Raw genomic sequence first — 20,983 nt, 5'->3', positions numbered from 1 at the left:
CGTTGCGCTTATATGTGTCTGCCTTAAGCTACTGCCTTAACAGCCACATCGTCAGACGAAGTAAACAAATTTATTTATTGATTTAGAATTGACGGTCAAAAAGAACACTAGTGCCTATTGACAGAGTTAAGGCTCATATGTGTTATATTTCTTTTGTTATTGACTTTGAAATCTACTAGCTAACTTTGAATATATACTCACAAATTTTTGCTGTAGAGTTTTAGATGGTACTTCATCATGGCTTTCTGGAAGAGCTTTAAAATGATTTCCTTCACCTAGCCACTCTCTATTTAAACCTGTTTTTTCATTAAATTCTTTTTGTTCTGATTTGTTAGCATAATCAATGACCCATTGTTGCCCGCCATTATCGTAATAGGTAAACTGTCGCGAAAAACCTAATTCTTTATTTAAAGATGAAAAACGTTCTACAAAATGATCTGGTATTATGCCCGTTTTCTCCAATTTCCATCGCTTAGGTATACCGTTAACTTTAAAATCAATCCATTCCCAATCATCTGAATCTGTATCTATTGTTATATCTGAAAAAATCATATCACCATGGGTAATAACTCCCATTCTTTCCATAAACCATTTATATTCAGATCTAGAATCAAAGAACTCTAAATCGTACCAAATACAATCATCTGTATAATTGCGTCCTTTTACAGCAGAATCTCTCCATCCATAGAAATAATATAAAATTGAAAAAGGGTTCTCTTCAATATGTTTTTCCGTTTCTTCTTCCCATGTCATTTCATATACATCACGAAGAATTAGCTCTTTAGTTACACCTTCTGCGAATTCGTAGCCTAAATCTTTAAATACTTTGATTTGTTTTTCAAGATCCATATATAACCCCTTTGATAGCATAGATGAAAGCAAAATTCTCATGAAATATAATGCCACAAGCAGCGGAAAACACACGAACGTTTTAGCGCAGCCAGTGAGTGATTTTCCGATGACTTGGTTTGTTAGAAGCATATTTCCAAAATGTCATTCTACGGCCTCAATCAATCGTCCAGTCATTGAGATACCAACAAGACTAATTGGTGAGTCAGCAGCGAAAACGTAAAACCAAACTATTTGCATTTCCTGGTCTATTGAACAAACTTGGCTCTTTAGGTGAACAAATGCAAAAATCACTTCTTCAACACTGTATTTATCACGAAGAAATGACATAACTTTTTCTGTTGCACTACCAATTGATATTGGTGGTTCGCCATCACCTAAGCCCCAATTAGGACGGTTTAACAAATCATCTGGTGTAATAAATAGCTTTTTACCATTCCTCTCAAAAGTAGAGGACTCAAAGCAGCTGGGAAAGTAAGCATCAGCACTTACATTGATAGAAACTAAAAATAAAAGTAAATAAAGTGCTCTCATATCCATCCGTGCTTATAACACACCAAAACGGTTTATATTATATACTCTTATAATTCCACCAATAATTACCTTTGTAAACAAGTAATTAAAATAGCTAAAATTCAAAGCTTGTTATTTTGCATCAAAACGGCGGTTAATAATGTTATCAGACAAAATTAGGATCCTACTCATCAAAACAGGACTAAGTTTAACTTTTACCAGCGACCGCTTTTGCTCATAAATGCCAGTTAGGTGAAGTCCAAGTCTATTTATCGAAACTGTAAGATAAGATATGAGCCACTACAAATAATCATAACTTTTCTATTATTTAAAGCACTGCACTTTAGAGTAAAAAGATTGATATCGCCCTTGCCTATTTACTTTAAGTTAGCTATCACTTGCTCTCTGGTAGCCTAACTTTTTTATATGTTTTATTACACTTTGGACAAAAGATGTCTAAATCAAACTTATAATTCACACATTGAAAAAAGAATCCATAAACCTTACTGCCAATTTTTATGAATGTGAGGATAAATGCTGTTGCAACCATTAAGTTAAACTCATACATTCCAGCCTTATCAAGAGCCCAGTCAATAACAAACTCAACGATTAAAAGTGCAACCACTTTTTCGTGTTTTTTAATTGCGGCAAAAATTAGAACGGCAAAAGCAATAAAGCGAGCAAAACTTTGCGACTCCTCAGCTAAGAAAGCCACAATCCCAATGGGTATAGATAAACAAAGGCTGAGAAAGATAAACCCAACCATGTCTATTTTTGACATCCAAAAATGTATTTTGAAATCTTTTTTAGCCGCACACTGATTACACTTTAGCAAAGAGGCTCCAATTAACTGGTTTATCGTCGAGAAATAAAACTGAGAGTAACCTTTAACCTAAAAATAAAAAAGTGTGAAAACAAAAAAGCCATAACTTTCAAACAACTCAGGGCTGCTTAAAACTTATGGCTTAGCGCTTAAAGCTCAGCTAACTCCTAGCGCCTAAACCCTAGAACCTAGCTGCTGTTTTTAAACCTTAAACTTATCTATTGCTTTATAAAGTACTCTTGCTTGCTCTGATACTTCTTCGCTAGTTTGTGCGTTTGTTGCTGAATGGGCTGAGGCATCTTCGGCGATATCACGAATACGCACGACGTTTTTATTCACCTCAGAAGCAACTTGGCTTTGCTCGTCAATTGCGGTGGCAATATGCGTGCTCATTTCCATAATAGTTTGCACATCTTCGGTAATAGAGTTCAGTAGTTCACCCGCTTTTGTTGCTTGTGCTGCGCTTTCGCCGCCTTGTGTTCGGCATCGTTGCATTATGCTTACGACTTCTTGAGTACGCCCTTGTAAAATCGAGATAATACTCTCAATCTCTTTGGTTGACTCTTGAGTACGCTGTGCAAGTGAACGCACTTCATCAGCGACAACAGCAAAGCCTCGGCCTTGCTCTCCGGCGCGCGCCGCTTCGATTGCGGCATTGAGTGCTAGTAAATTGGTTTGTTCAGCAATACCACGAATAACATCCAATACTGAACCAATGGTTTCACCGTCTTTTTCAAGCTGTGATACCACAGTAGACGCATCACCCAGTGAATCAGATAATTGATTGATCTGCTTAACCGTTGCTTCAACTTCTTTGCGCCCCTGTTGAGCACTTTGATTGGTTGATTCTGCCTTTTTAGCTGCCGCTTCAGTATTATGCGAAATATCTTGAATAGTCGCCTGCATTTCAGTGGCGGCGGTTGCAACCATATCCGCTTCGTGCAATTGCTCTTGCATACCTGAACTGGTTGCGGCGGTGGTCTCAGACAAATGATCGGTCGCTATATTTAGTGTAGTTAAAGCAGTATTCACTTCGTAGATCAGTTTTTTGAAGTCATTTATAAGACTATTAAAATCAATCGTCATAGTGGTTACTTCATCTTTACCACTGTGTTCTATAACAAGCCTTAAATTATTGTTGCGACGAATTTCATTGATGGTGTGGTAAACCCGCTCAATTGGAACGATAATCGAGCGACTTGTCAAGTACACCAAGATCATCACCAGTAAGCTGGCAACAATAAAAATTACGATAGCGAGCATTTGCGTTTGTGCAGCTGTAGATTCAACTTGTTGCTTAGTTGCAGTTGTAATTAAAGTAACCAAATCATCACTTTGCTTAACGCTCTCTCTCATTTCCCCAAGCGCACCTGAGTTCAAATCCAGACCGAGTGCAACTTGACTATCAACTAGCGATTTAAACTTACTTTTATAAATTGCAAGTAAACGTAACAGCTCAGATTGGTCACTTGAAGCCACGTTTTCCTTGCTAATTTGGCGCTCTAGCTGCGAGACACCATCTTCAAAACGTGTTAAATATTTAAGATCAAGACGCAGCATAAAATCTTTTTCAGAACGTCTAAGCTGCAACATCAAAGTGAGTAAATGATAGTTATCTTGTTTGTCTAACAACGTTTCCATTTGATGCACAGCATCTCGCAGTTCGCCATACAGCGCATCTTTGGGGTGCAAACCAATTGTCTTCTGTAATGATACAACCTTTTGAAAGTCGTCATTATATCGCTTGGCAAGTACTGCAAATTGCTCAACTTGCGCAGTGGCAATATCAAGTTCTCTTGATAGTTCAACCAATCTTTTAATTTTAACCTGCAACAGCTCATATTCTTTATCGAATAACTCTAAGCTACTTTCTTGCTTATAAGACAAAAAATCTTTTTCGTACTTACGCATTGACAGTTCATGTATATCGAGCTTTTCAGCATACTGAATCGTTTCATTTAGTTTCAGCATAATACGTGCCTCATAAATAATGGCGCACAACATAACGACCATAGCGAGACCAACAACTAATGCATTGACTTGTAAACGACGTTTAATAGTCAAATTTTGGAGTAAACTCATTAACAACAGCCTTTAAAATAAATCACTGCAAGTTAGTATAGTTAAATAACACACAATTGGCTTACATTATTGCTCTTAATTACTATGATGTTTAAAAAAACCGTTGATTTTGAGTTTAGCTTATCGAAGCCCATAAATTTTGATGCAATTCCTGCGTATTATGCCACTGTTTGGCAGCTAACCACTCAACCAGCGGTTGTGGATCACTTGGAAAATTAATTTGTTTTTTTGAAGTGCTATTGATCCAATCGTCCAGCGCATTGGGGTTTAAATAGTTCATTACGTGCGCGGCTTTCATTGCTAATAATGTTTGCGCATTGGCATCTTGTTCGAATTGCCCTAATAATGGCTTTAATAGCAGTTTTTTCCCTAGTTTTAGCGCTTCGCTAGAGAGCTCAAAACCAGCATTAGCGATCACACCACTGGCATTAGCTAAATCATTTAAAAAGCCACTACGCGAAGGTGCTCGTAAATGAATATTCGCTGTTGAGCTATCCTGTGCCTGCGGGTGGTAACAATAAAACTCTTTGTCAGGAAACTCTTGCAAATAATCAATCACACTTTGCAGTTCTTCAAAAGGTAGATATACCAATATTTTATTATCTATATTGACCGGGTTATCATGCTGATGATGAGCAATAAAAGGGGGAATGATATTGTGCGCAAATGGTTGCCAATGCACGCCCAAATGGACATCGGCAGGTGCATAGTATTTTATGAATGAACGACGCAGCAAGTTGCTGCCAAACATTGGCACCTTGGGTGATAAAAATGCTGCTTGATGACTCATGCCAATCACCTTTACTCCTTGGCGTTTTGCAGCCCATGCGGTGATCGGTTCAAAGTCATTAAATACAAAATCATAACCCGAAACATCTAACTGTTTAATGTCTTGGCGCAATTTACATATACGGCTATTTTTCACTGTTTGATAACTATTTATTTGACCATTTTGAGTGGTAAATGATAACCCTCGAAAGGTGCGGTAATTGCCAAACTCGTCCATATCGAAGTAACTCTGCTGGGCTCGCCCTGAAAACACATAATCCACTGCAACACCCATTTTTTTGAACGCACTCGCCATTATTCGCGCTCGGGTGATATGACCGTTCCCAGTTCCTTGAATGCCATAAAGTATTTTCATAAGATAGCCACGATCAAGATTGCCAATAAACCACAACTCCCCCCCATCAATGCACCAAGCACTACATCAACAGGAAAATGTACCCCTAGTAACACGCGCGATGCTGCGACCCCAGTTGCCCACAAAAAACATAACTCTGCGAATTGCGGGAAATACTGCGCTAAGATAACGGCCACTAAAAATGCGCCAGCACTGTGCCCTGACGGTAAACTAAATTTATCACTAGGGATAATATAAGCGCCTTTTACTAAACAATCACATGGCCGAATTCTGGCAAAACTATTTTTAGCCACGTAATAAATGGGTCGCTCAATTAAAAAGCCCAGCAATAGAGTCATCGCCATAAGCCGTAATTCCGCTTCATTACTAAGCCAGCCAAAACCAACAGCGATTAATACATACAGCCCTCCATTGCCTGTTTTTGAAAAACCTAAAGCTGAATTTTTTAACCATTTTGGGGCATTGCCATTAAATAGCATCAAAAACAAACTTTGATCCAGCTGGGCAACTTTTTTTAGCATATTATTCTCACTCATTACTTGCTCCTTTAATTGTACAAACTATGTACACAATTTCAGCTTAGGCGGTGAAAATAACAATTGAGTGACGCTTTTAAGACACTAATATTGCTTTTCCTGTTTTAGCGCAATAATTGTTTAAAAAGAGCGCAATTAACTGTTATTAAGTCGTTGTTATTGCATTTAAGAAAGGTATACTGAACATCAGCTCACATATCTTTAGAAAGGATAGAAAAATGGATTACAGCACTTCAGATTTATGCGATCACTTTGCCGATGTGGTCGATGTGCTCGAACCTATGTTTATTAACTTTGGTGGCCGTCACAATTTTAGTGGTCGTATTAAAACCGTCAAATGTTTTGAAAATAATGAACTGATCCGCGACATACTCTCTCAGGATGGCGAAGAATGTGTATTATTAATTGATGGTGGTGGTTCAACTCGTCGCGCATTAATCGATATCGAGCTTGCTGAACTCGCTGTTGAAAATAACTGGCAAGGCATTGTGGTATACGGTGCCGTACGTCATGTTGATGAACTTGAAGAGCTTGATTTAGGTATTCAAGCAATTGCTTCGATCCCTGTTGCAGCAGACAGCACGGGGGCTGGTGAAGACGGCATTGGCGTTAACTTCGCTGGTGTATCTTTCTTTGATGACGACTTTATCTATGCAGATAGCACCGGTATTGTATTATCTGGTGAAGAACTTGAACTGGAAATCATAGAAGAATAACGAGTGTCAAACCACCTACATATCTATGATGAAGCGACTGTAAAACCTTGGTGTAGCAGTCGCACTAATGAAAAAAAGGCATGGCAATCAATAGCCCTACTTGATACTGGTGTTGATCCTTTACAAGCCATGCTCGATGCCGCGCAATTTGGTATTAAGTATGTATTACTGGGTATTTGCGAAGATATAGGACCACGCGCCAATTTAGGCAACGGTGGTGCCGAAGATGGTTGGCAAGCATTTCTTAAACGCTTTTTAAATCAACCTGATAACCAATTTTTAGCGAACGAAAAAGTTTTGTTATTAGGCGAAGTCGCGATCAGTGATTTAACTCTAGCGGCGCGCGATTTATCTAACCAAAACCCTCAGCAACTAACGCAATTACGTAAGTTATGCGCCCAGCTTGATCAACGTGTTGAGCAAGTGCTAAGCTTAATTTTTGCTGCGGGATTAGAGCCAATCATTATTGGCGGTGGCCATAATAACTGCCTTGGTATTATTCGCGCATTAAGCAAATATAAACAGTGCCCAATAAACGCGATCAACTTTGACCCTCATGCCGATTTTCGTGATTGTGAAGGCCGCCATAGTGGTAATGGCTTTCGCTATGCCTATAACGAGCAACACTTAAATAATTATCATGTTATTGGTATGCACGAGCTGAAAAACAATCAAGCAATTATTGATGCTTTAGCTGCTGCCCAATTTAGTTATGATAGCTACCAAGCGCTGCAAGTAAGGCGCGAAAAAACCTTAACTGAAGCATGCCAGCAGGCGCTATATAATCTAGTTGATGCACCACTTGGGGTTGAAGTCGATCTTGATAGCATTTCATTAATGCCCGTCAGTGCGTATACCAATTGTGGTTTTAGTGTAAGCGATGCCGAACACTTTGTGCATTTAGCTGCCAGTCAAGTAAACAGCCAATACTTGCATTTATGTGAAGCAGCCCCCAACCAACACCCTAGTGGTGTACAGGCCGGAGTGAGCGATGCGGGACAAATAATCACCGCACTTGTGAATGCTTATTTACAAGCCAAAGTAAACTAAAAACGATTACGGATGCTCTATTTGCCATTGTTTTAACCAAGAGATCATGCCAACGCTGCTCAGTGGATGACTATAATAATACCCCTGCGCGGCATAGGCGTTTAAACTTTTCACAAAATTTAGCTGTTCAAGTGTTTCTACCCCTTCGCAAATTACCTTCGTATTTTGTTGATTATGCATATCTACCATACCGCTGATCAAACTACGAATATGGCTTTGCTGGCTGAAATCAGCTGTTAATGAGGGCGCAATCTTTACATATGCAACGGCTAAATTTGGTAACTTAGCAAGCCAAATAGGGCTGTCACCAAGGCCATCCACACAGACTTTAATACCGATGCTATTTATTCGTGCGACCATCGCTTTACCTTGTTCATCTAAATTCATAAATAGGCTAAGTGGACACTCGACAATTAAATCGCCTGCTTGCAGTTGATGCTCGATAAAAATACGATCAAGAAATTCGATAAATTCTTCATTTAGCATTTCAGAGCCAAATAGATTTATACTCAAAGGCATCGTTATGCCTTCCATGCGTAGCGCCATTGCAAGCTCTGCGGCACGTTCAATAACAAATGTGGCTAATGGATAAGCAAGCCCTGCAACACGTATATCATCAATAAATCGATTAGCCGATAAAATCCCTTGTCTAGGATGTTGCCAACGTAGTAACAATTCTAAAAATTCAATTTTTTCATCGTGATTGCAAATGATGGGTTGGAAGTACAGTTCAAGTTCGCTAGAAAAATCGATATTTGCTAATTCTTGCAAACGCGCTTGCTGTTCTAGTTGCTCTATTCTCATTTGTTGATGGTACACCACCACTTGTTGTTTTGGGTGACTATCTAAAGCGAGGTAAGCAAACGAAATTAAATTATCAAAGCTATTTTCTTGTTCATCGCAATCAACAAAACTCGCCCGAGCATTAACTTTAATAGTGCAATTAGCCACATTAAACGGCTTCAAGGTGGCCCCTAGTATTTGATTGATTAATTGCTCATGTAAATGTTTTTGTTGTGCTAAATTACATATAAACGCAAAATTAAGGCCACCAAGATGTGCTAATTTTTGCTCCCCTCCTAAATTAACCACCTCTTCAATAAGCAGTAACTGCTTAATACGATTTGCAGACTGCGCTAATAGTAAATCCCCAAAATTTCGGCCTATATGCTGATTGATCAGTGAAAACCCCTCTAACCGGATGACCACCAGCGCAGCTCGTTGTTGATTGTTTTTACGCCAATAGTAATATCCTTGGCGTAGCTGCTTAATATCGGGAAGATTTAATAGCGGCGCAGGCTCCATAAAGTGGTTTATGTGTGCGGCATCATCCACATCAGCAACTAGTTCTTCATCATCAAAATAGCCAGACATCGCCAATACAATGCTCGCCAGCACAATTAAATAAAGTGGTAACTCAAGTAATAAATGAGCTGCTAAGCACACCGTAAATACAAGTGCTGAGCAGCAGCTCAAGGTGAGCATAGTCCACTTATTTTGCGAAAATGCCAGCCATAAATGCACACCAATACTTAGTGCGAATAGGAACTCCAAAAAGTTAAAGTCGCCACTTAATATTGCCAACGCAAGTACCCCATTGATGAGGTAACTAAAGCCTAGTAATGGCTTGTTAACCATGCACAAGGCACTGATCATCGCCATTAAAATAGCGCCTGCTAAAAAAGTAGGCGTTAGTATGTGGTTTAAAAAAGCGCTCCCTGCAGAATATTCAAGTCCCGTATTTGTTAATAGCGCAATTAAAATCATTTTTCGAGTACAACATTACAACAGACTAATTCAGTCTACCCAAAATCCACAGATTTAACAGTTTATTTACGCCAAATTGATAACTTAATTGTGCTGGGTGGGATATTTTCCAGTGAGCTATATCGGCACGCATGCCGACTTTTAACACTCCGCGATCAGTTAAACCCAATGCTTTTGCGGCATTACGCGTAACTCCAGCGAGAGTTTCTTCAGGCGTTAAGCGAAATAAAGTGCACCCCATATTCATCATTAATTGCAAAGAACACAAGGGTGATGTACCTGGATTAAAGTCTGTCGAAATCGCTATTGGTACTTGATATTGTTTTAATAGCTCAATTGGCGGCTGTTTGGTTTCGCGTAAAAAATAAAATGCCCCGGGTAATAATACCGCCACAGTGCCTGCTGTAGCCATGGCCTTTACTCCAGCTTCATCTAAATGTTCAATATGATCAGCAGATAACCCATTAAATTCAGCGACTAATTGCGCTCCTTGCTGATTTGAAAGCTGTTCAGCATGACATTTTACTGGCAAATTATGTTTTTTTGCGGCATTAAAAACCCGCCGAGTTTGCTCATTACTAAAACCAACATTTTCGCAAAACACATCTACTGCATCAGCTAAATTGCCCGCCACGACCTGCTCCAACATATCATTGCACACTAAATCGATATACTCATCACTACGGCCTTTGTATTCAGATGGTAGTGCATGCGCGCCCAAAAAAGTGGTTTTCACATCAACAGGGTGATTTTCACCAAGTAATCGTGCTACTTCAAGGATCTTAACTTCATTTTTGCAATCTAAGCCATAACCCGATTTAATTTCAACCGTCGTCACACCTTCGCTATAAAGCGCATTTAAACGATCTTTCGCTAATACAAATAATGCTTCCTGATCAGCCGCACGGGTCGCGCTTACTGTGCTTGCGATACCGCCGCCCTGCGCTGCTATTTGCTCATAACTAACCCCCTGCAAACGCTGTTCAAACTCTTCAGCTCTTGAGCCAGCAAACACTAAATGGGTATGACAATCAATTAAACCTGGCGTTAGCCACTGCCCTTTAACTGACAGCATCGGCGTTGCTAATACATCGAATTTAGGTAAATCGGCTTGTTTACCCAACCACACAATGACACCTTTGCGGATTGCCAGCGCTGCATTTTCGATGGCGCCATAAGGTGCTGCAATACTGCAATCCATAGTTGCGATATTGGCATCGGTGATCAATAAATCCCAGTCATTAGCCGGATCATTTGCAGTGATTGTTGTCATATTAACTCCGAAAATTATTTTTTATCAGTCTAACAAGCCATCTTGTATATACAAGGTAAATATGCCATCTTATAGCTAATAGCAAATTTAAAAGACCATAATAATTTAATGACGACACCTAAGTTCGCACAAATAAAGCAATTTATTGTTGATAATATCCGCAGCGGCGCGTGGCTTGAAAACCAACGTGTGGCTTCTGAAAATGAATTGGCCGAACAATTTAGTGTTAGTCGAATGACTGCGCGTCGAGCGTTAAGCGAATTAACCGAAGCCGGTATTCTTACTCGTAGCCAAGGTTTAGGCACGTTTGTTGCCAGTTTTAAATCACAATCATCATTGCTTGAAATTAAAAATATAGCAGATGAAGTCAAAGCCCGTAACGGCAATTACAGCTGTACAGTATTAGTGCTTGAATCTATCAGCGCCGTTGCGCCAATTGCGATTGCACTGGGTGTTGAAGTCGATAGCGTGGTGTATCGCAGTGTATTAGTGCATAACGAAAACGAACAGCCACTGCAAGTTGAGGAGCGCTTTGTTAACCCGGCACTCGCAACAAGCTACCTACAACAAGATTTTACTGCGTTAACTCCGCACGAATATCTATCGAGCGTCGCACCATTAACTGAAGCGCGCCATACGGTAGAAGCAATAATGCCTAACAGCGAAATGTGCCAATGGCTGAATTTATACCATGAAGAGCCATGCTTACAGGTGATTAGGCGTACTTGGTCATCATCTGGGATTGTTAGTTTTGCCCGTTTAGTATCACCGGGTAGTAAGTATCGCTTAGGCGGACATTTAACTTTTAAAAAGTAATATGTAAAAAATAACATTAGAAAGAATATAAAAATCAAAATGATGCGCTTAACAGCGTATTTTTTGAAACCAATAAGCTTGTATATACAACAGGAGTAATCTATGAACAACAGACTTGATGAATCTCGCGTTATCCGCGCCCCACACGGCGATAAAATCAGCGCTAAGAGCTGGCTCACCGAAGCAGCTAAGCGCATGTTAATGAATAATTTAGACCCTGAAGTAGCCGAACATCCACATGCTTTAGTTGTGTACGGTGGGATTGGTCGTGCAGCGCGTGATTGGCCTTGCTTTGATAAAATCATCGAAACCCTCGACAGACTCGAAGACGACGAAACGCTACTCGTACAATCAGGCAAACCTGTTGGGGTATTTAAAACTCACAGTAATGCACCGCGAGTATTAATTGCCAACTCAAACTTAGTGCCTCACTGGGCTAATTGGGAGCATTTTAACGAACTCGATAAACTCGGCTTGATGATGTATGGACAAATGACTGCGGGCTCGTGGATTTACATTGGCTCACAAGGCATAGTACAAGGTACGTACGAGACCTTTGTGGCAATGGCAAAACAACATTTTAATGGTGACGCTACTGGAAAATGGGTGTTAACCGGTGGCTTAGGCGGTATGGGCGGCGCGCAGCCACTTGCGGCAACCATGGCGGGATTTAGCGCACTCGTAGTTGAATGCGATGAAACGCGTATCGATTTTCGGATCAAAACCCGCTATGTGGATGTTAAAGCAACTGATTTAGATCATGCTCTGGAGCTTATCAACGAGGCGTGTACCAAAGGCGAAGCGCTGTCTGTAGGCTTACTTGGTAATGCTGCTGATGTATTTAGTGAGCTTGTTAACCGAGCTATTACTCCCGATGTAGTGACCGATCAAACCTCTGCTCACGACCCATTGAATGGCTATTTGCCGCAAGGTTGGAGCATGCAACACGCGGCTAAAATGCGTGAACAAGATCCGCAAGCGGTTGTCACAGCAGCTAAGCAATCGATGGCAGTGCAAGTCAACGCAATGCTAGCACTACAACAAGCTGGTGCTGCAACAACTGACTACGGCAACAACATTCGTCAAATGGCATTTGAAGAAGGCGTTACAAATGCCTTTGATTTCCCTGGTTTTGTGCCAGCTTATATTCGCCCATTATTTTGCGAAGGAATTGGTCCATTCCGTTGGGTGGCGTTATCAGGCGATCCTGAAGACATTTATAAAACCGACGCAAAAGTGAAAGAGCTTATTCCTGACGACAAACACTTACATAACTGGCTTGATATGGCTCGTGAACGTATTCAATTCCAGGGCTTACCTGCTCGTATTTGCTGGGTTGGCTTAAAAGACCGCGCTCGTTTAGCGCTGGCGTTTAATGAGATGGTCAAAAATGGTGAGCTTAAAGCACCAATTGTGATCGGCCGTGACCATCTAGACTCAGGCTCAGTTGCGAGTCCAAACCGTGAAACCGAAGCAATGAAAGACGGCTCAGATGCAGTATCAGATTGGCCATTACTTAATGCATTACTCAATACCGCAGGAGGTGCAACATGGGTGTCGCTGCATCATGGTGGTGGTGTAGGTATGGGCTTTAGCCAACATTCTGGCGTAGTCATTGTTGCTGATGGCACCGACGAAGCAGCTGCGCGAGTTGGCCGCGTATTATGGAATGATCCTGCAACGGGCGTTATGCGCCACGCGGATGCAGGTTACGATATTGCAATTAATTGTGCGACCGAGCAAGGCCTCGACCTGCCAATGTTAAATAAGGAATAATCATGTTTAAACTCACCCTAACACCTGGAAAGCTCGATTTAGCAACACTGCGCCAAATTAATTTATCACCAGTGACGTTAACGCTCGCCAAAGATAGCGAGATAAAAATAGCAGCCAGTGCACAAACCGTGCAAGACGTGATTGACCAACACAGAACGGTATATGGCATTAATACCGGTTTTGGCTTACTCGCTAATACTAAAATTGCTGAACATGAATTAGAGTTACTCCAGCGATCCATTGTACTTTCCCATGCTGCGGGCATCGGTGCTTATATGGATGACAGCACAGTACGATTGATGATGGTATTGAAAATTAATTCATTATCACGTGGCTTTTCTGGCATTCGCCTAAAAGTGATCGAATTCTTTATGCAGTTACTTGCTGCACAAGTCTATCCATGCGTGCCAAAAAAAGGCTCGGTAGGTGCATCTGGCGATTTAGCGCCACTTTCACATATGTGTTTACCACTGCTCGGCGAAGGCGAAATGCGCCATCAAGGTAACTTAATAAGCGCTGCTGAAGGTCTTAAAATAGCCGGTCTTGAGCCATTAACGCTGGCCGCTAAAGAAGGCTTAGCTTTGTTAAATGGCACTCAAGCCTCTACCGCATTTGCGCTTCAAGGGCTATTTCGTGCTGAAGATTTATATGCACAAAGCTGCGCGATTGGCTCAATTAGTATTGAAGCTGCAATGGGCAGTCGTTCGCCATTTGATGCACGTATTCATGAAATTCGTGGCCAACTTGGTCAAATCGATACTGCGGCAATGTTTCGCGATATGCTCGGTGAACATTCACAGATCAGCGAAGCTCATGTGGATTGTGAAAAAGTACAAGACCCGTATTGCCTACGCTGTCAGCCACAAGTACTTGGTGCGTGTTTAACGCAAATTCGCCAAGCCGCCGAAGTGTTGTTGTGTGAATCTAATGGTGTAACCGACAACCCATTAGTATTTGCTGATGTAGGCGATATTATTTCGGGAGGTAACTTCCACGCCGAGCCAGTGGCTATGGCAGCCGACAATTTAGCATTAGCGATTGCCGAAATTGGTGCACTAGCTGAGCGTCGTATTGCGTTACTGATTGATTCAAACCTATCGAAGTTGCCACCTTTCTTAGTTGAAAACGGCGGCGTTAATTCAGGATTTATGATTGCACAAGTAACCGCAGCAGCATTAGCGTCTGAAAATAAATCATTGGCGCACCCTGCTTCTGTGGATAGCTTACCAACTTCAGCGAACCAAGAAGATCATGTTTCTATGGCAACTTTTGCAGCACGTCGTCTGCAAGAAATGGCTGATAACACGCAAGGCGTACTGGCAATTGAATGGTTGGCATCTGCGCAAGGGTTAGAATTTAGAAAGCCATTGCAGGCATCAGCCAAAGTTGAACAAGCTAAAGCAACACTGCGCACAAAAGTGAGCTACTACGATAAAGACCGTTATTTTGGCCCAGATATCGAAGCAGCTAATTTATTATTACAGCAAGGTGAGTTGTGTAATTTATTACCTACAGGCGTATTACCGTCGTTTTAAATTGCAAACTGATAGTTAAAACCAAGTGATTCAATAGCCGAACCATCAATGATGCGTTCGGCGCTTTCGTCACTCGTAAATGTAGGAGGAATTGTTCCGTATTGCTGGCATTTTTGCTGATAGTAATCTGCTTTGCTTGGATGAGCTGGATTGACTACATTGTAAATTGGCGCTGCAACTTGCCAATTCTCCAACACAGTAACAATCGCATTAATCACATCTTGTTGCTGCACCATATTAACGGTTTGGTTGCTCGAACTTTGTAGTTCTTTGCCTGCCACAAAACGCCCTGGCTCTCGCTCTGGTCCAATTAAACCACCGAGTCTAAGTACTTTTCCACCCGCATTTAATACCAGTTGCTCAGCATCAATTAATGGCTGTTGGCGTGCAGTGCTTGCTTTAATCTCACTTTGCTCTGTATAGGTTAGATTATCTTGATCATACACAGCCGTTGATGAACACAACAAAAAGCCTTTTGCATTCATGGTGCCTGCCAGTTCAATGACTAATTTTAATGTGGCTAAATAATGGCTATCAGCGTGGCGACTACGTGGCGGTATAGCACACACCCACCACGCATTATGTAAATCTAGTTGATGAACTAATTGCTGATCTGCAAATACTAACTGGCGCTGAAAAGCATGTTGATGCTCTGCGCTGCGATGGGTGCCTTGAACATCCCAGTCTTTTGCGAGCTGTTGCAAGCACAATGGCTGACCCAACCAACCTGCGCCCAATACTATTAATTGGTCTTTATTTTTACCCGCCACGTAACATCACCCTTACAATTAAATAGAAATTTGTTCACTTCCCTCATCACACACAATAGCGATTAAGATAAAGATATGATTAGATAAGAGTGCTTACTCTACTAAATAATAAGAATGTGTGCACTTATGTTACGAAATCTATCATTACGAAAAAAAATACTGTTATTAATTGGTGGCACTATCAGTGTGCTGTTACTTATTGCCTCGGCTTACTTTGTGAACCATATAGCCGCCTTGTCTCGTCAAAGTATTGAACGTGAAGCATACAGCTACTTACAAAGCGAACAGCTGTCTATGCAAAGCTATTTTTCTCAATATGGCAAAGTTGTAGAAACTTTTGTGAATAATCCTCATCTCGTTAACTGGTTTGACGCATGGGATAAACGCGACCAAACACTCCAAGGCGCGCCAGGTTACGACGAAGTAAATCAAGACTTTATACGCATTAGTGGCAATGATGAAAATATTCTCTCGGCATTTTTTGCCTCCGCTAGAACCGGTGAATATTTTAAAGAGCATGAACGTACTACCCACTATAATGGCCAGCCGTATTACGCTTATAAACGTGGTTGGTGGCAAAATGCATTAAAAATTAACCGTTTATATGTTGGGCCCATTTCAGTTGATTTAACCACAGGTAATGCCTCAGCGGTTGTACAACAGCCTGTTTATAATAAGCAACGCGAACTCATTGGTTTTGGTGGCGTAGATTTACAACTGAATAAAATCAATAAAATGGTCGAAGATATTCGTTTTAACGGTCAAGGGTTTGGCTTTTTACTCGATGGCGATCAAAAGGTAGTACACCTATCGAACCGCACTAACCATAAACTTTCAATCACTGATGAAGGCCCTAACGGTAAAGAAGGCTTAGAAGTACTTGAAAAACAATTTAGCGACACGCAAGGCTTCAGTGCGCTCAACCTGCAAATGAAAAATAACGTCGCAGGTGATGCCAAAGTAACCTTGCAAGGACAAGAATATTTTGTGGTTTATAACCGCTTACAATTAGAGCATCCTTATCTAAACTGGTACGTGGGTATTTTAGTGCCACGCACTATGATTGATGAGCCGGTGAATGACGCAGTCATGACCACTACCAGCTCGGTTATTCTTATTTTATTAATCATCATAGCAATGATTTTATGGGCCACACAGATGATCTCACAACCGATCATCACCTTAACCCATATTATGCGCGATATTGCTTCTGGTGATGGCGATTTAACCCAAAAAATTACTATTGATAGCAAAGATGAAGTTGGCCAGTTAGCTCATCATATGAATACCTTTATCGATAAGTTACGCGTTATGATGCTTAATACCGCAACACAGGCTGAACAACTTACCGATGCGGCGGCACAATTAAAATCGGTTTCGCAACAAACTAATGACGAAATTCAACAAGAAAAACAGCAAGTTGATAGTGTTAGCACTGCAGTAACCGAAATGGCGACCACAGTTATGGAGATCTCGCGTAATGCACAACACACCAACAATGCAGCTGAGAAAGTCCAACAGATCACCGCAGATGGCGCCACTCGCTCGCAAAATGCACAAAGCGTGATGACCGCCTTAGCTGACCATATTGGCGAAGCTGCTAAAGTGGTCGCAGGCTTAGAGCAAGAAAGTGGTAACATCGGCGCCGTAGTTGATGTGATCAATTCCATTGCAGAGCAAACCAATTTGCTGGCGCTGAACGCTGCGATTGAAGCGGCCCGTGCTGGTGAGCAAGGCCGTGGCTTTGCGGTCGTAGCCGATGAAGTTCGCTCGTTGGCCAGTCGCACACAAGAGTCAACTGATGATATTCGCAACATGATCTCACGCTTACAGCAAATTGCACAGCAAGCTTCAACTATGATGCAACAAGGACAAGAGCGCGCGCAAAGCTCAGTTACGCAAACTCAAGAAGTCCTCGATGCATTGCAAAACATTGCTGACTCAGTGACTAAAGTACAAGATCAAAGTCATCACATTGCCACCTCAACCGAGCAACAAACGGTGGTTGCCGAAGATATAAATAATAGTTTAGCAGCAATTAATCACTTAGTGAACAGCACTGCAGATCATGCCCTTGAGCTTGCTGATGAAGCAAGGGACCTTAACGAGCTTGCCAGCTTACTAAATAAAACCGTTAATCAGTTTAAGCTTAAGTAAGCCAATATTGATAAGCAAAAGAGTGCTCCGGCACTCTTTTTTGTTGTAGATCAATATTCCCTCGACGCATCCTTTTTATACTAACGAAAATGATATAAAAGGTGCGCGTGATGATTAATTTACCCAAATGGGATCAAAGCTTAATAAATAAGTACAATGTGTCTGGACCAAGATACACCTCCTACCCCACTGCATTGTCGTTTAATGATGGCTATCAACAACAAGACTTGATCAGTGCAATTAACTCATCAAACAGTCGCAGCTTATCCTTATATATCCACATTCCCTTTTGCAGTCAGCTTTGCTATTACTGTGGCTGTAATAAAGTAATAACCCGCCATCAATCAAAAGCTGACTTATACCTAGATTATCTTGAAAAAGAAATCATCGCTCAAGCGCAGCTATTTGATAGCTATCAAGTACAGCAACTGCATTTAGGCGGTGGCACGCCCACTTTTTTAACAACCAGCCAAATGAGCCGTTTAATCGCGCTACTTGAGCTGCACTTTAAGTTTGCTCCCGATGCAGAGCGAGGCATTGAAATAGACCCTCGCTCACTGGCAACTGACATGCTCAGCCACTTGCGTAGCCTTGGCTTTAACCGTGTATCATTTGGCATTCAAGACTTTAATGATGATGTACAGCTTGCCGTTAACCGTCCACAAAGTGCTGATGCAGTAAAAAGTTTGATTGGTGAAGCCCGTGAACTCGGCTTCAAATCAATCAATGCAGATATGATTTATGGATTACCACTGCAAACCCCTGAGAGCTTTAAAGAGACTATTGAGCAATTAATTGCCCTTAGCCCTGATCGTGTATCTGTATTTAATTACGCACACTTACCGGATCGCTTTGCCGCTCAGCGAAAAATTAAGGACGCCGATTTACCCAGCGCTCACGATAAGCTCACCATGTTTAAGAATACCTTAGAACAAATGAGTAACGCAGGTTATCAGTTTATTGGTATGGATCACTTTGCAAAAACCAGTAATGAGTTAGCCATTGCACAAAATAGTCAGCAATTACATCGTAATTTTCAAGGCTATACCACTCATGGTGACTGTGATTTACTGGGTTTAGGGGTGTCATCAATTTCACAAATTGGCACTGCTATTTTGCAAAATCAAAAAGAGTTAAAGCATTACTATCACGCGATTGATGATCAGCTTGGCAGCGCAATCAGCAAAGGTATGAAACTTGATCATGATGACGTTATTCGCGCTGCTGTGATCAAACAGCTTATTTGCCACTTTGAACTGAATATGCACAGTATTGCTAATACCTATCAACTCGACTTTAAAGATTACTTTGCCTGCTCACTGCAAGCTCTTGAGCCGCTAATAGCAGATGGCATGGTGACTATCGATGCAGACTTAATAACCGTCACAGCACGCGGCAATTTGTTTATTCGTATCATTTGTATGTGTTTTGATGCTCATTTACAAAAACAGATTAACGCGACTCGGTTCTCTCGGGTAATTTAATCTAAGTGCACAAGCATAAAAAAAGCAGACCGAGGTCTGCTTTTTTTATTGATGCTATAAAATTAGTTAAACACCACGTTTTCGCTACCAGGGGCTGCTTTAAACTCTTCAATGATTTGCTTACAGTCAGCTTTAATTTGCTCTGCATAAGTTTCTTCAGCACACCACCGAGCGCTGTCTTGTTTAAATATTTCTTTCTTCGAATATTTTTTACGAGCGTCATGAGTTGGCATTTCTTTTACCACTTCATACATCGCAAATATGCCTGGATAACGCCCAGGAAGGTCTTCGTCATCCTTAAAGCTGTATTGCGACATTAGCACCCAGACACGTAAGCACCCTTCTGAGAACTCACATTGCTCTTGATGCATCGCACGGGCGATTAAATGAATGCTGTCTGCGAGCTTGGCATTACGCTCTAAACGTGACTTAGCTAACTTAGCTTGCTGTTTTACCTGCTCTTTCGCGATCAGTTTTTTTTGCGCACTGAGTTTATACAGTAATTGGCCAGCATAAAATGCCAGCCCTGCAATGATCACAGCGCCAACACACAGAGCTAAGATCATTATGTTCATTATTTATCGTCCTCGTCATCTAGCCATTCATTGGCTAAATCATTCGACAAGTAGTGATCAAAATCGCTATTAGCTTCTTCGTTAAACTCTTCATCATCAAAATCGTCAGCTTCGTCTTCAATACCAAGCAATTCACATAACACTTGATGACGTGCAATACGGCTGTTGAAATATTTAGCATCTTTACCTGTTAATAACTGGCCACTTTCATGTAACTCAACCAGTTTCAATAAGCGCTCGTCATTTTCTAGCGCTTCTAGCTCTTGCTCTGGTGAAAGCTCAGGCTGCACTACTTTTTTCAGTTCAACTTGTGGCTTTAAGTTACGTTTAAGCTCAATAACTGGTTCAGGTGCAACGGCAATTAAAGGGATTGGCTTTTTACTACCAACACGTTTGTCTTTATGTTGCTGATTACTATTACTCTCAGGCTGTAAAGCATCTATCGAATTACGTGAGCCTGATTTTGCACCTTTGGTCTTTTTAACGCGTTGTTCTTTCAATGCACGCATTTCTTTAAGCTTATCTTTACTTAAACGAACAGGACCGTTAGACGGGATTTTACGTGACTTTTTAGTTCTACTCATATCTTGATCATCTCACTTAAGAGGTTTTGAGCAACGCCCATGTTAGCGTTGCAATGCTGGCCTTGCCAGAAGAATTCGGTTTGTGCGGATTGAGGTTGGGTAACTCGACTACTTGCGCACTTTCTATACACTTAAGTATAAACGATGGCTATTGTAACAGGACAAATAAAAAGGCGGTAGAGAAAACATCTCTACCGCCTGCTAATCTGAGCGCCATTTAACTGGACACTTCTCCCTTCGACTTTTTAGTCTTTATTATTGTTATTATTTTTGTTGTTCCATGTTGTTATTATTTTTACCTTCCGTGTAACATTCCATTTTGTTTTTATTTTAAACTTCCGTGAGATTTTATTATTTTCGGCCTTCATTGACTCTTTTTTAATATTCCTTCGGTGACATCAACCGATGTCATATCCCTGATAATCACGTCACACTACTTTCCGTGTAGCTTGGTCCATTTTGTTCTTATTGTTTCAGCGACAGGGGTTAATTTACGCATTAATAATTTTGTTACAACTAATTTATATAACTTT

18 protein-coding genes are annotated in these 20,983 nt (G+C 41.0%); 7 read left to right on the top strand and 11 right to left on the bottom strand.

The window, feature by feature from the left end; all coding sequences use genetic code 11:
* Nucleotides 1-156: 156 nt before the first annotated feature.
* The 6 genes from J7338_RS05395 to J7338_RS05370 form a co-directional block, all read right to left on the bottom strand.
* Entirely contained in the window at nucleotides 157-849 is a 693-nt protein-coding gene (locus J7338_RS05395) for a hypothetical protein (RefSeq protein WP_182758645.1), read from the bottom strand.
* A gap of 144 nt (nucleotides 850-993) precedes the next feature.
* Entirely contained in the window at nucleotides 994-1,383 is a 390-nt protein-coding gene (locus J7338_RS05390; protein WP_182735066.1) for a hypothetical protein, read from the bottom strand.
* A 373-nt stretch (nucleotides 1,384-1,756) separates the two neighbouring features.
* Complete coding sequence (locus J7338_RS05385; RefSeq protein ID WP_182758646.1) at nucleotides 1,757-2,197, bottom strand: hypothetical protein; 441 nt, start codon at nucleotides 2,195-2,197, stop codon at nucleotides 1,757-1,759.
* 189 nt (nucleotides 2,198-2,386) lie between these two features.
* Nucleotides 2,387-4,267, bottom strand: coding sequence for a methyl-accepting chemotaxis protein (locus J7338_RS05380; protein ID WP_210796103.1), 1,881 nt, complete (start codon nucleotides 4,265-4,267; stop codon nucleotides 2,387-2,389).
* A 115-nt stretch (nucleotides 4,268-4,382) separates the two neighbouring features.
* Nucleotides 4,383-5,411 (bottom strand): MJ1255/VC2487 family glycosyltransferase, encoded by a 1,029-nt coding sequence (locus J7338_RS05375; RefSeq protein ID WP_210796102.1) that lies wholly within the window; start codon nucleotides 5,409-5,411, stop codon nucleotides 4,383-4,385.
* Nucleotides 5,408-5,947, bottom strand: coding sequence for a phosphatase PAP2 family protein (locus J7338_RS05370; RefSeq protein ID WP_210796101.1), 540 nt, complete (start codon nucleotides 5,945-5,947; stop codon nucleotides 5,408-5,410). Before J7338_RS05370 ends, J7338_RS05375 begins: the two co-directional genes overlap by 4 nt.
* Nucleotides 5,948-6,165: 218 nt before the next feature.
* Here J7338_RS05370 and rraA point away from each other — a divergent pair, with 218 nt between their 5' ends.
* Together rraA and J7338_RS05360 are read left to right on the top strand one after the other, a co-directional pair.
* On the top strand, nucleotides 6,166-6,663 hold the full coding sequence (rraA, locus tag J7338_RS05365; RefSeq protein WP_210796100.1) for a ribonuclease E activity regulator RraA: 498 nt from the start codon (nucleotides 6,166-6,168) through the stop codon (nucleotides 6,661-6,663).
* A gap of 3 nt (nucleotides 6,664-6,666) precedes the next feature.
* Complete coding sequence (locus J7338_RS05360) at nucleotides 6,667-7,713, top strand: formimidoylglutamase (protein WP_210796099.1); 1,047 nt, start codon at nucleotides 6,667-6,669, stop codon at nucleotides 7,711-7,713.
* Nucleotides 7,714-7,719: 6 nt separating this feature from the next.
* On the opposite strand, the gene J7338_RS05355 is transcribed toward J7338_RS05360, so the two are convergent.
* Nucleotides 7,720-9,375 carry a GGDEF domain-containing phosphodiesterase gene (locus tag J7338_RS05355; RefSeq protein ID WP_210796229.1) on the bottom strand — a complete coding sequence of 552 codons (1,656 nt, stop codon included), beginning with the start codon at nucleotides 9,373-9,375 and terminating at the stop codon, nucleotides 7,720-7,722.
* A 130-nt stretch (nucleotides 9,376-9,505) separates the two neighbouring features.
* On the bottom strand, nucleotides 9,506-10,753 hold the full coding sequence (hutI, locus tag J7338_RS05350; RefSeq protein WP_210796098.1) for an imidazolonepropionase: 1,248 nt from the start codon (nucleotides 10,751-10,753) through the stop codon (nucleotides 9,506-9,508).
* A gap of 108 nt (nucleotides 10,754-10,861) precedes the next feature.
* Here hutI and hutC point away from each other — a divergent pair, with 108 nt between their 5' ends.
* From hutC to hutH, 3 genes are all read left to right on the top strand, one after another.
* Entirely contained in the window at nucleotides 10,862-11,569 is a 708-nt protein-coding gene (hutC, locus tag J7338_RS05345; protein ID WP_145238461.1) for a histidine utilization repressor, read from the top strand.
* A gap of 102 nt (nucleotides 11,570-11,671) precedes the next feature.
* Nucleotides 11,672-13,345: a urocanate hydratase gene (hutU, locus tag J7338_RS05340; RefSeq protein WP_210796097.1), complete on the top strand. Its 1,674-nt coding sequence runs from the start codon at nucleotides 11,672-11,674 to the stop codon at nucleotides 13,343-13,345.
* Between the two features lie 2 nt (nucleotides 13,346-13,347).
* The gene (gene hutH, locus J7338_RS05335; RefSeq protein WP_210796096.1) at nucleotides 13,348-14,880 is read left to right on the top strand and encodes a histidine ammonia-lyase; all 1,533 of its coding nucleotides are present in this window, start codon (nucleotides 13,348-13,350) and stop codon (nucleotides 14,878-14,880) included.
* Here hutH and J7338_RS05330 read toward each other — a convergent pair.
* Nucleotides 14,877-15,650, bottom strand: coding sequence for a Rossmann-fold NAD(P)-binding domain-containing protein (locus J7338_RS05330; RefSeq protein WP_210796095.1), 774 nt, complete (start codon nucleotides 15,648-15,650; stop codon nucleotides 14,877-14,879). The genes hutH and J7338_RS05330 overlap by 4 nt on opposite strands.
* Before the next feature lie 126 nt (nucleotides 15,651-15,776).
* Here J7338_RS05330 and J7338_RS05325 point away from each other — a divergent pair, with 126 nt between their 5' ends.
* Nucleotides 15,777-17,807, top strand: a complete 2,031-nt coding sequence (locus J7338_RS05325) for a methyl-accepting chemotaxis protein (protein ID WP_210796094.1) — start codon at nucleotides 15,777-15,779, stop codon at nucleotides 17,805-17,807.
* A gap of 110 nt (nucleotides 17,808-17,917) precedes the next feature.
* Nucleotides 17,918-19,291, top strand: coding sequence for an oxygen-independent coproporphyrinogen III oxidase (gene hemN / locus J7338_RS05320; protein ID WP_210796093.1), 1,374 nt, complete (start codon nucleotides 17,918-17,920; stop codon nucleotides 19,289-19,291).
* A gap of 62 nt (nucleotides 19,292-19,353) precedes the next feature.
* On the opposite strand, the gene J7338_RS05315 is transcribed toward hemN, so the two are convergent.
* Both J7338_RS05315 and yihI read right to left on the bottom strand, forming a co-directional pair.
* Nucleotides 19,354-19,866 (bottom strand): DUF2489 domain-containing protein, encoded by a 513-nt coding sequence (locus J7338_RS05315; protein WP_215909010.1) that lies wholly within the window; start codon nucleotides 19,864-19,866, stop codon nucleotides 19,354-19,356.
* Nucleotides 19,866-20,450, bottom strand: coding sequence for a Der GTPase-activating protein YihI (gene yihI, locus J7338_RS05310; RefSeq protein WP_210796092.1), 585 nt, complete (start codon nucleotides 20,448-20,450; stop codon nucleotides 19,866-19,868). The genes J7338_RS05315 and yihI overlap by 1 nt, the downstream gene beginning before the upstream one ends.
* Nucleotides 20,451-20,983 lie beyond the last annotated feature (533 nt).

Source organism: Pseudoalteromonas ostreae, from assembly GCF_018069805.1.
GTDB classification, from domain to species: Bacteria; Pseudomonadota; Gammaproteobacteria; order Enterobacterales; family Alteromonadaceae; genus Pseudoalteromonas; species Pseudoalteromonas ostreae.
The sequence above is the reverse complement of the archived record's forward strand: the minus strand, read 5'-3'. Positions and strand labels throughout refer to the sequence as shown.

Excerpts from the sequence above, each read along its gene's own strand:
- J7338_RS05355 (WP_210796229.1), bottom strand. The coding sequence starts at position 9,375 with ATGGCGATGATCAGTGCCTTGTGCATGGTTAACAAGCCATTACTAGGC.
- J7338_RS05370 (WP_210796101.1), bottom strand. The coding sequence starts at position 5,947 with ATGAGTGAGAATAATATGCTAAAAAAAGTTGCCCAGCTGGATCAAAGT.
- J7338_RS05315 (WP_215909010.1), bottom strand. The coding sequence starts at position 19,866 with ATGAACATAATGATCTTAGCTCTGTGTGTTGGCGCTGTGATCATTGCA.
- J7338_RS05390 (WP_182735066.1), bottom strand. The coding sequence starts at position 1,383 with ATGAGAGCACTTTATTTACTTTTATTTTTAGTTTCTATCAATGTAAGT.
- yihI (WP_210796092.1), bottom strand. The coding sequence starts at position 20,450 with ATGAGTAGAACTAAAAAGTCACGTAAAATCCCGTCTAACGGTCCTGTT.
- J7338_RS05375 (WP_210796102.1), bottom strand. The coding sequence starts at position 5,411 with ATGAAAATACTTTATGGCATTCAAGGAACTGGGAACGGTCATATCACC.
- hutH (WP_210796096.1), top strand. The coding sequence starts at position 13,348 with ATGTTTAAACTCACCCTAACACCTGGAAAGCTCGATTTAGCAACACTG.
- rraA (WP_210796100.1), top strand. The coding sequence starts at position 6,166 with ATGGATTACAGCACTTCAGATTTATGCGATCACTTTGCCGATGTGGTC.
- J7338_RS05325 (WP_210796094.1), top strand. The coding sequence starts at position 15,777 with ATGTTACGAAATCTATCATTACGAAAAAAAATACTGTTATTAATTGGT.
- hutU (WP_210796097.1), top strand. The coding sequence starts at position 11,672 with ATGAACAACAGACTTGATGAATCTCGCGTTATCCGCGCCCCACACGGC.
- J7338_RS05380 (WP_210796103.1), bottom strand. The coding sequence starts at position 4,267 with ATGAGTTTACTCCAAAATTTGACTATTAAACGTCGTTTACAAGTCAAT.
- hutC (WP_145238461.1), top strand. The coding sequence starts at position 10,862 with ATGACGACACCTAAGTTCGCACAAATAAAGCAATTTATTGTTGATAAT.
- J7338_RS05395 (WP_182758645.1), bottom strand. The coding sequence starts at position 849 with ATGGATCTTGAAAAACAAATCAAAGTATTTAAAGATTTAGGCTACGAA.
- hutI (WP_210796098.1), bottom strand. The coding sequence starts at position 10,753 with ATGACAACAATCACTGCAAATGATCCGGCTAATGACTGGGATTTATTG.
- hemN (WP_210796093.1), top strand. The coding sequence starts at position 17,918 with ATGATTAATTTACCCAAATGGGATCAAAGCTTAATAAATAAGTACAAT.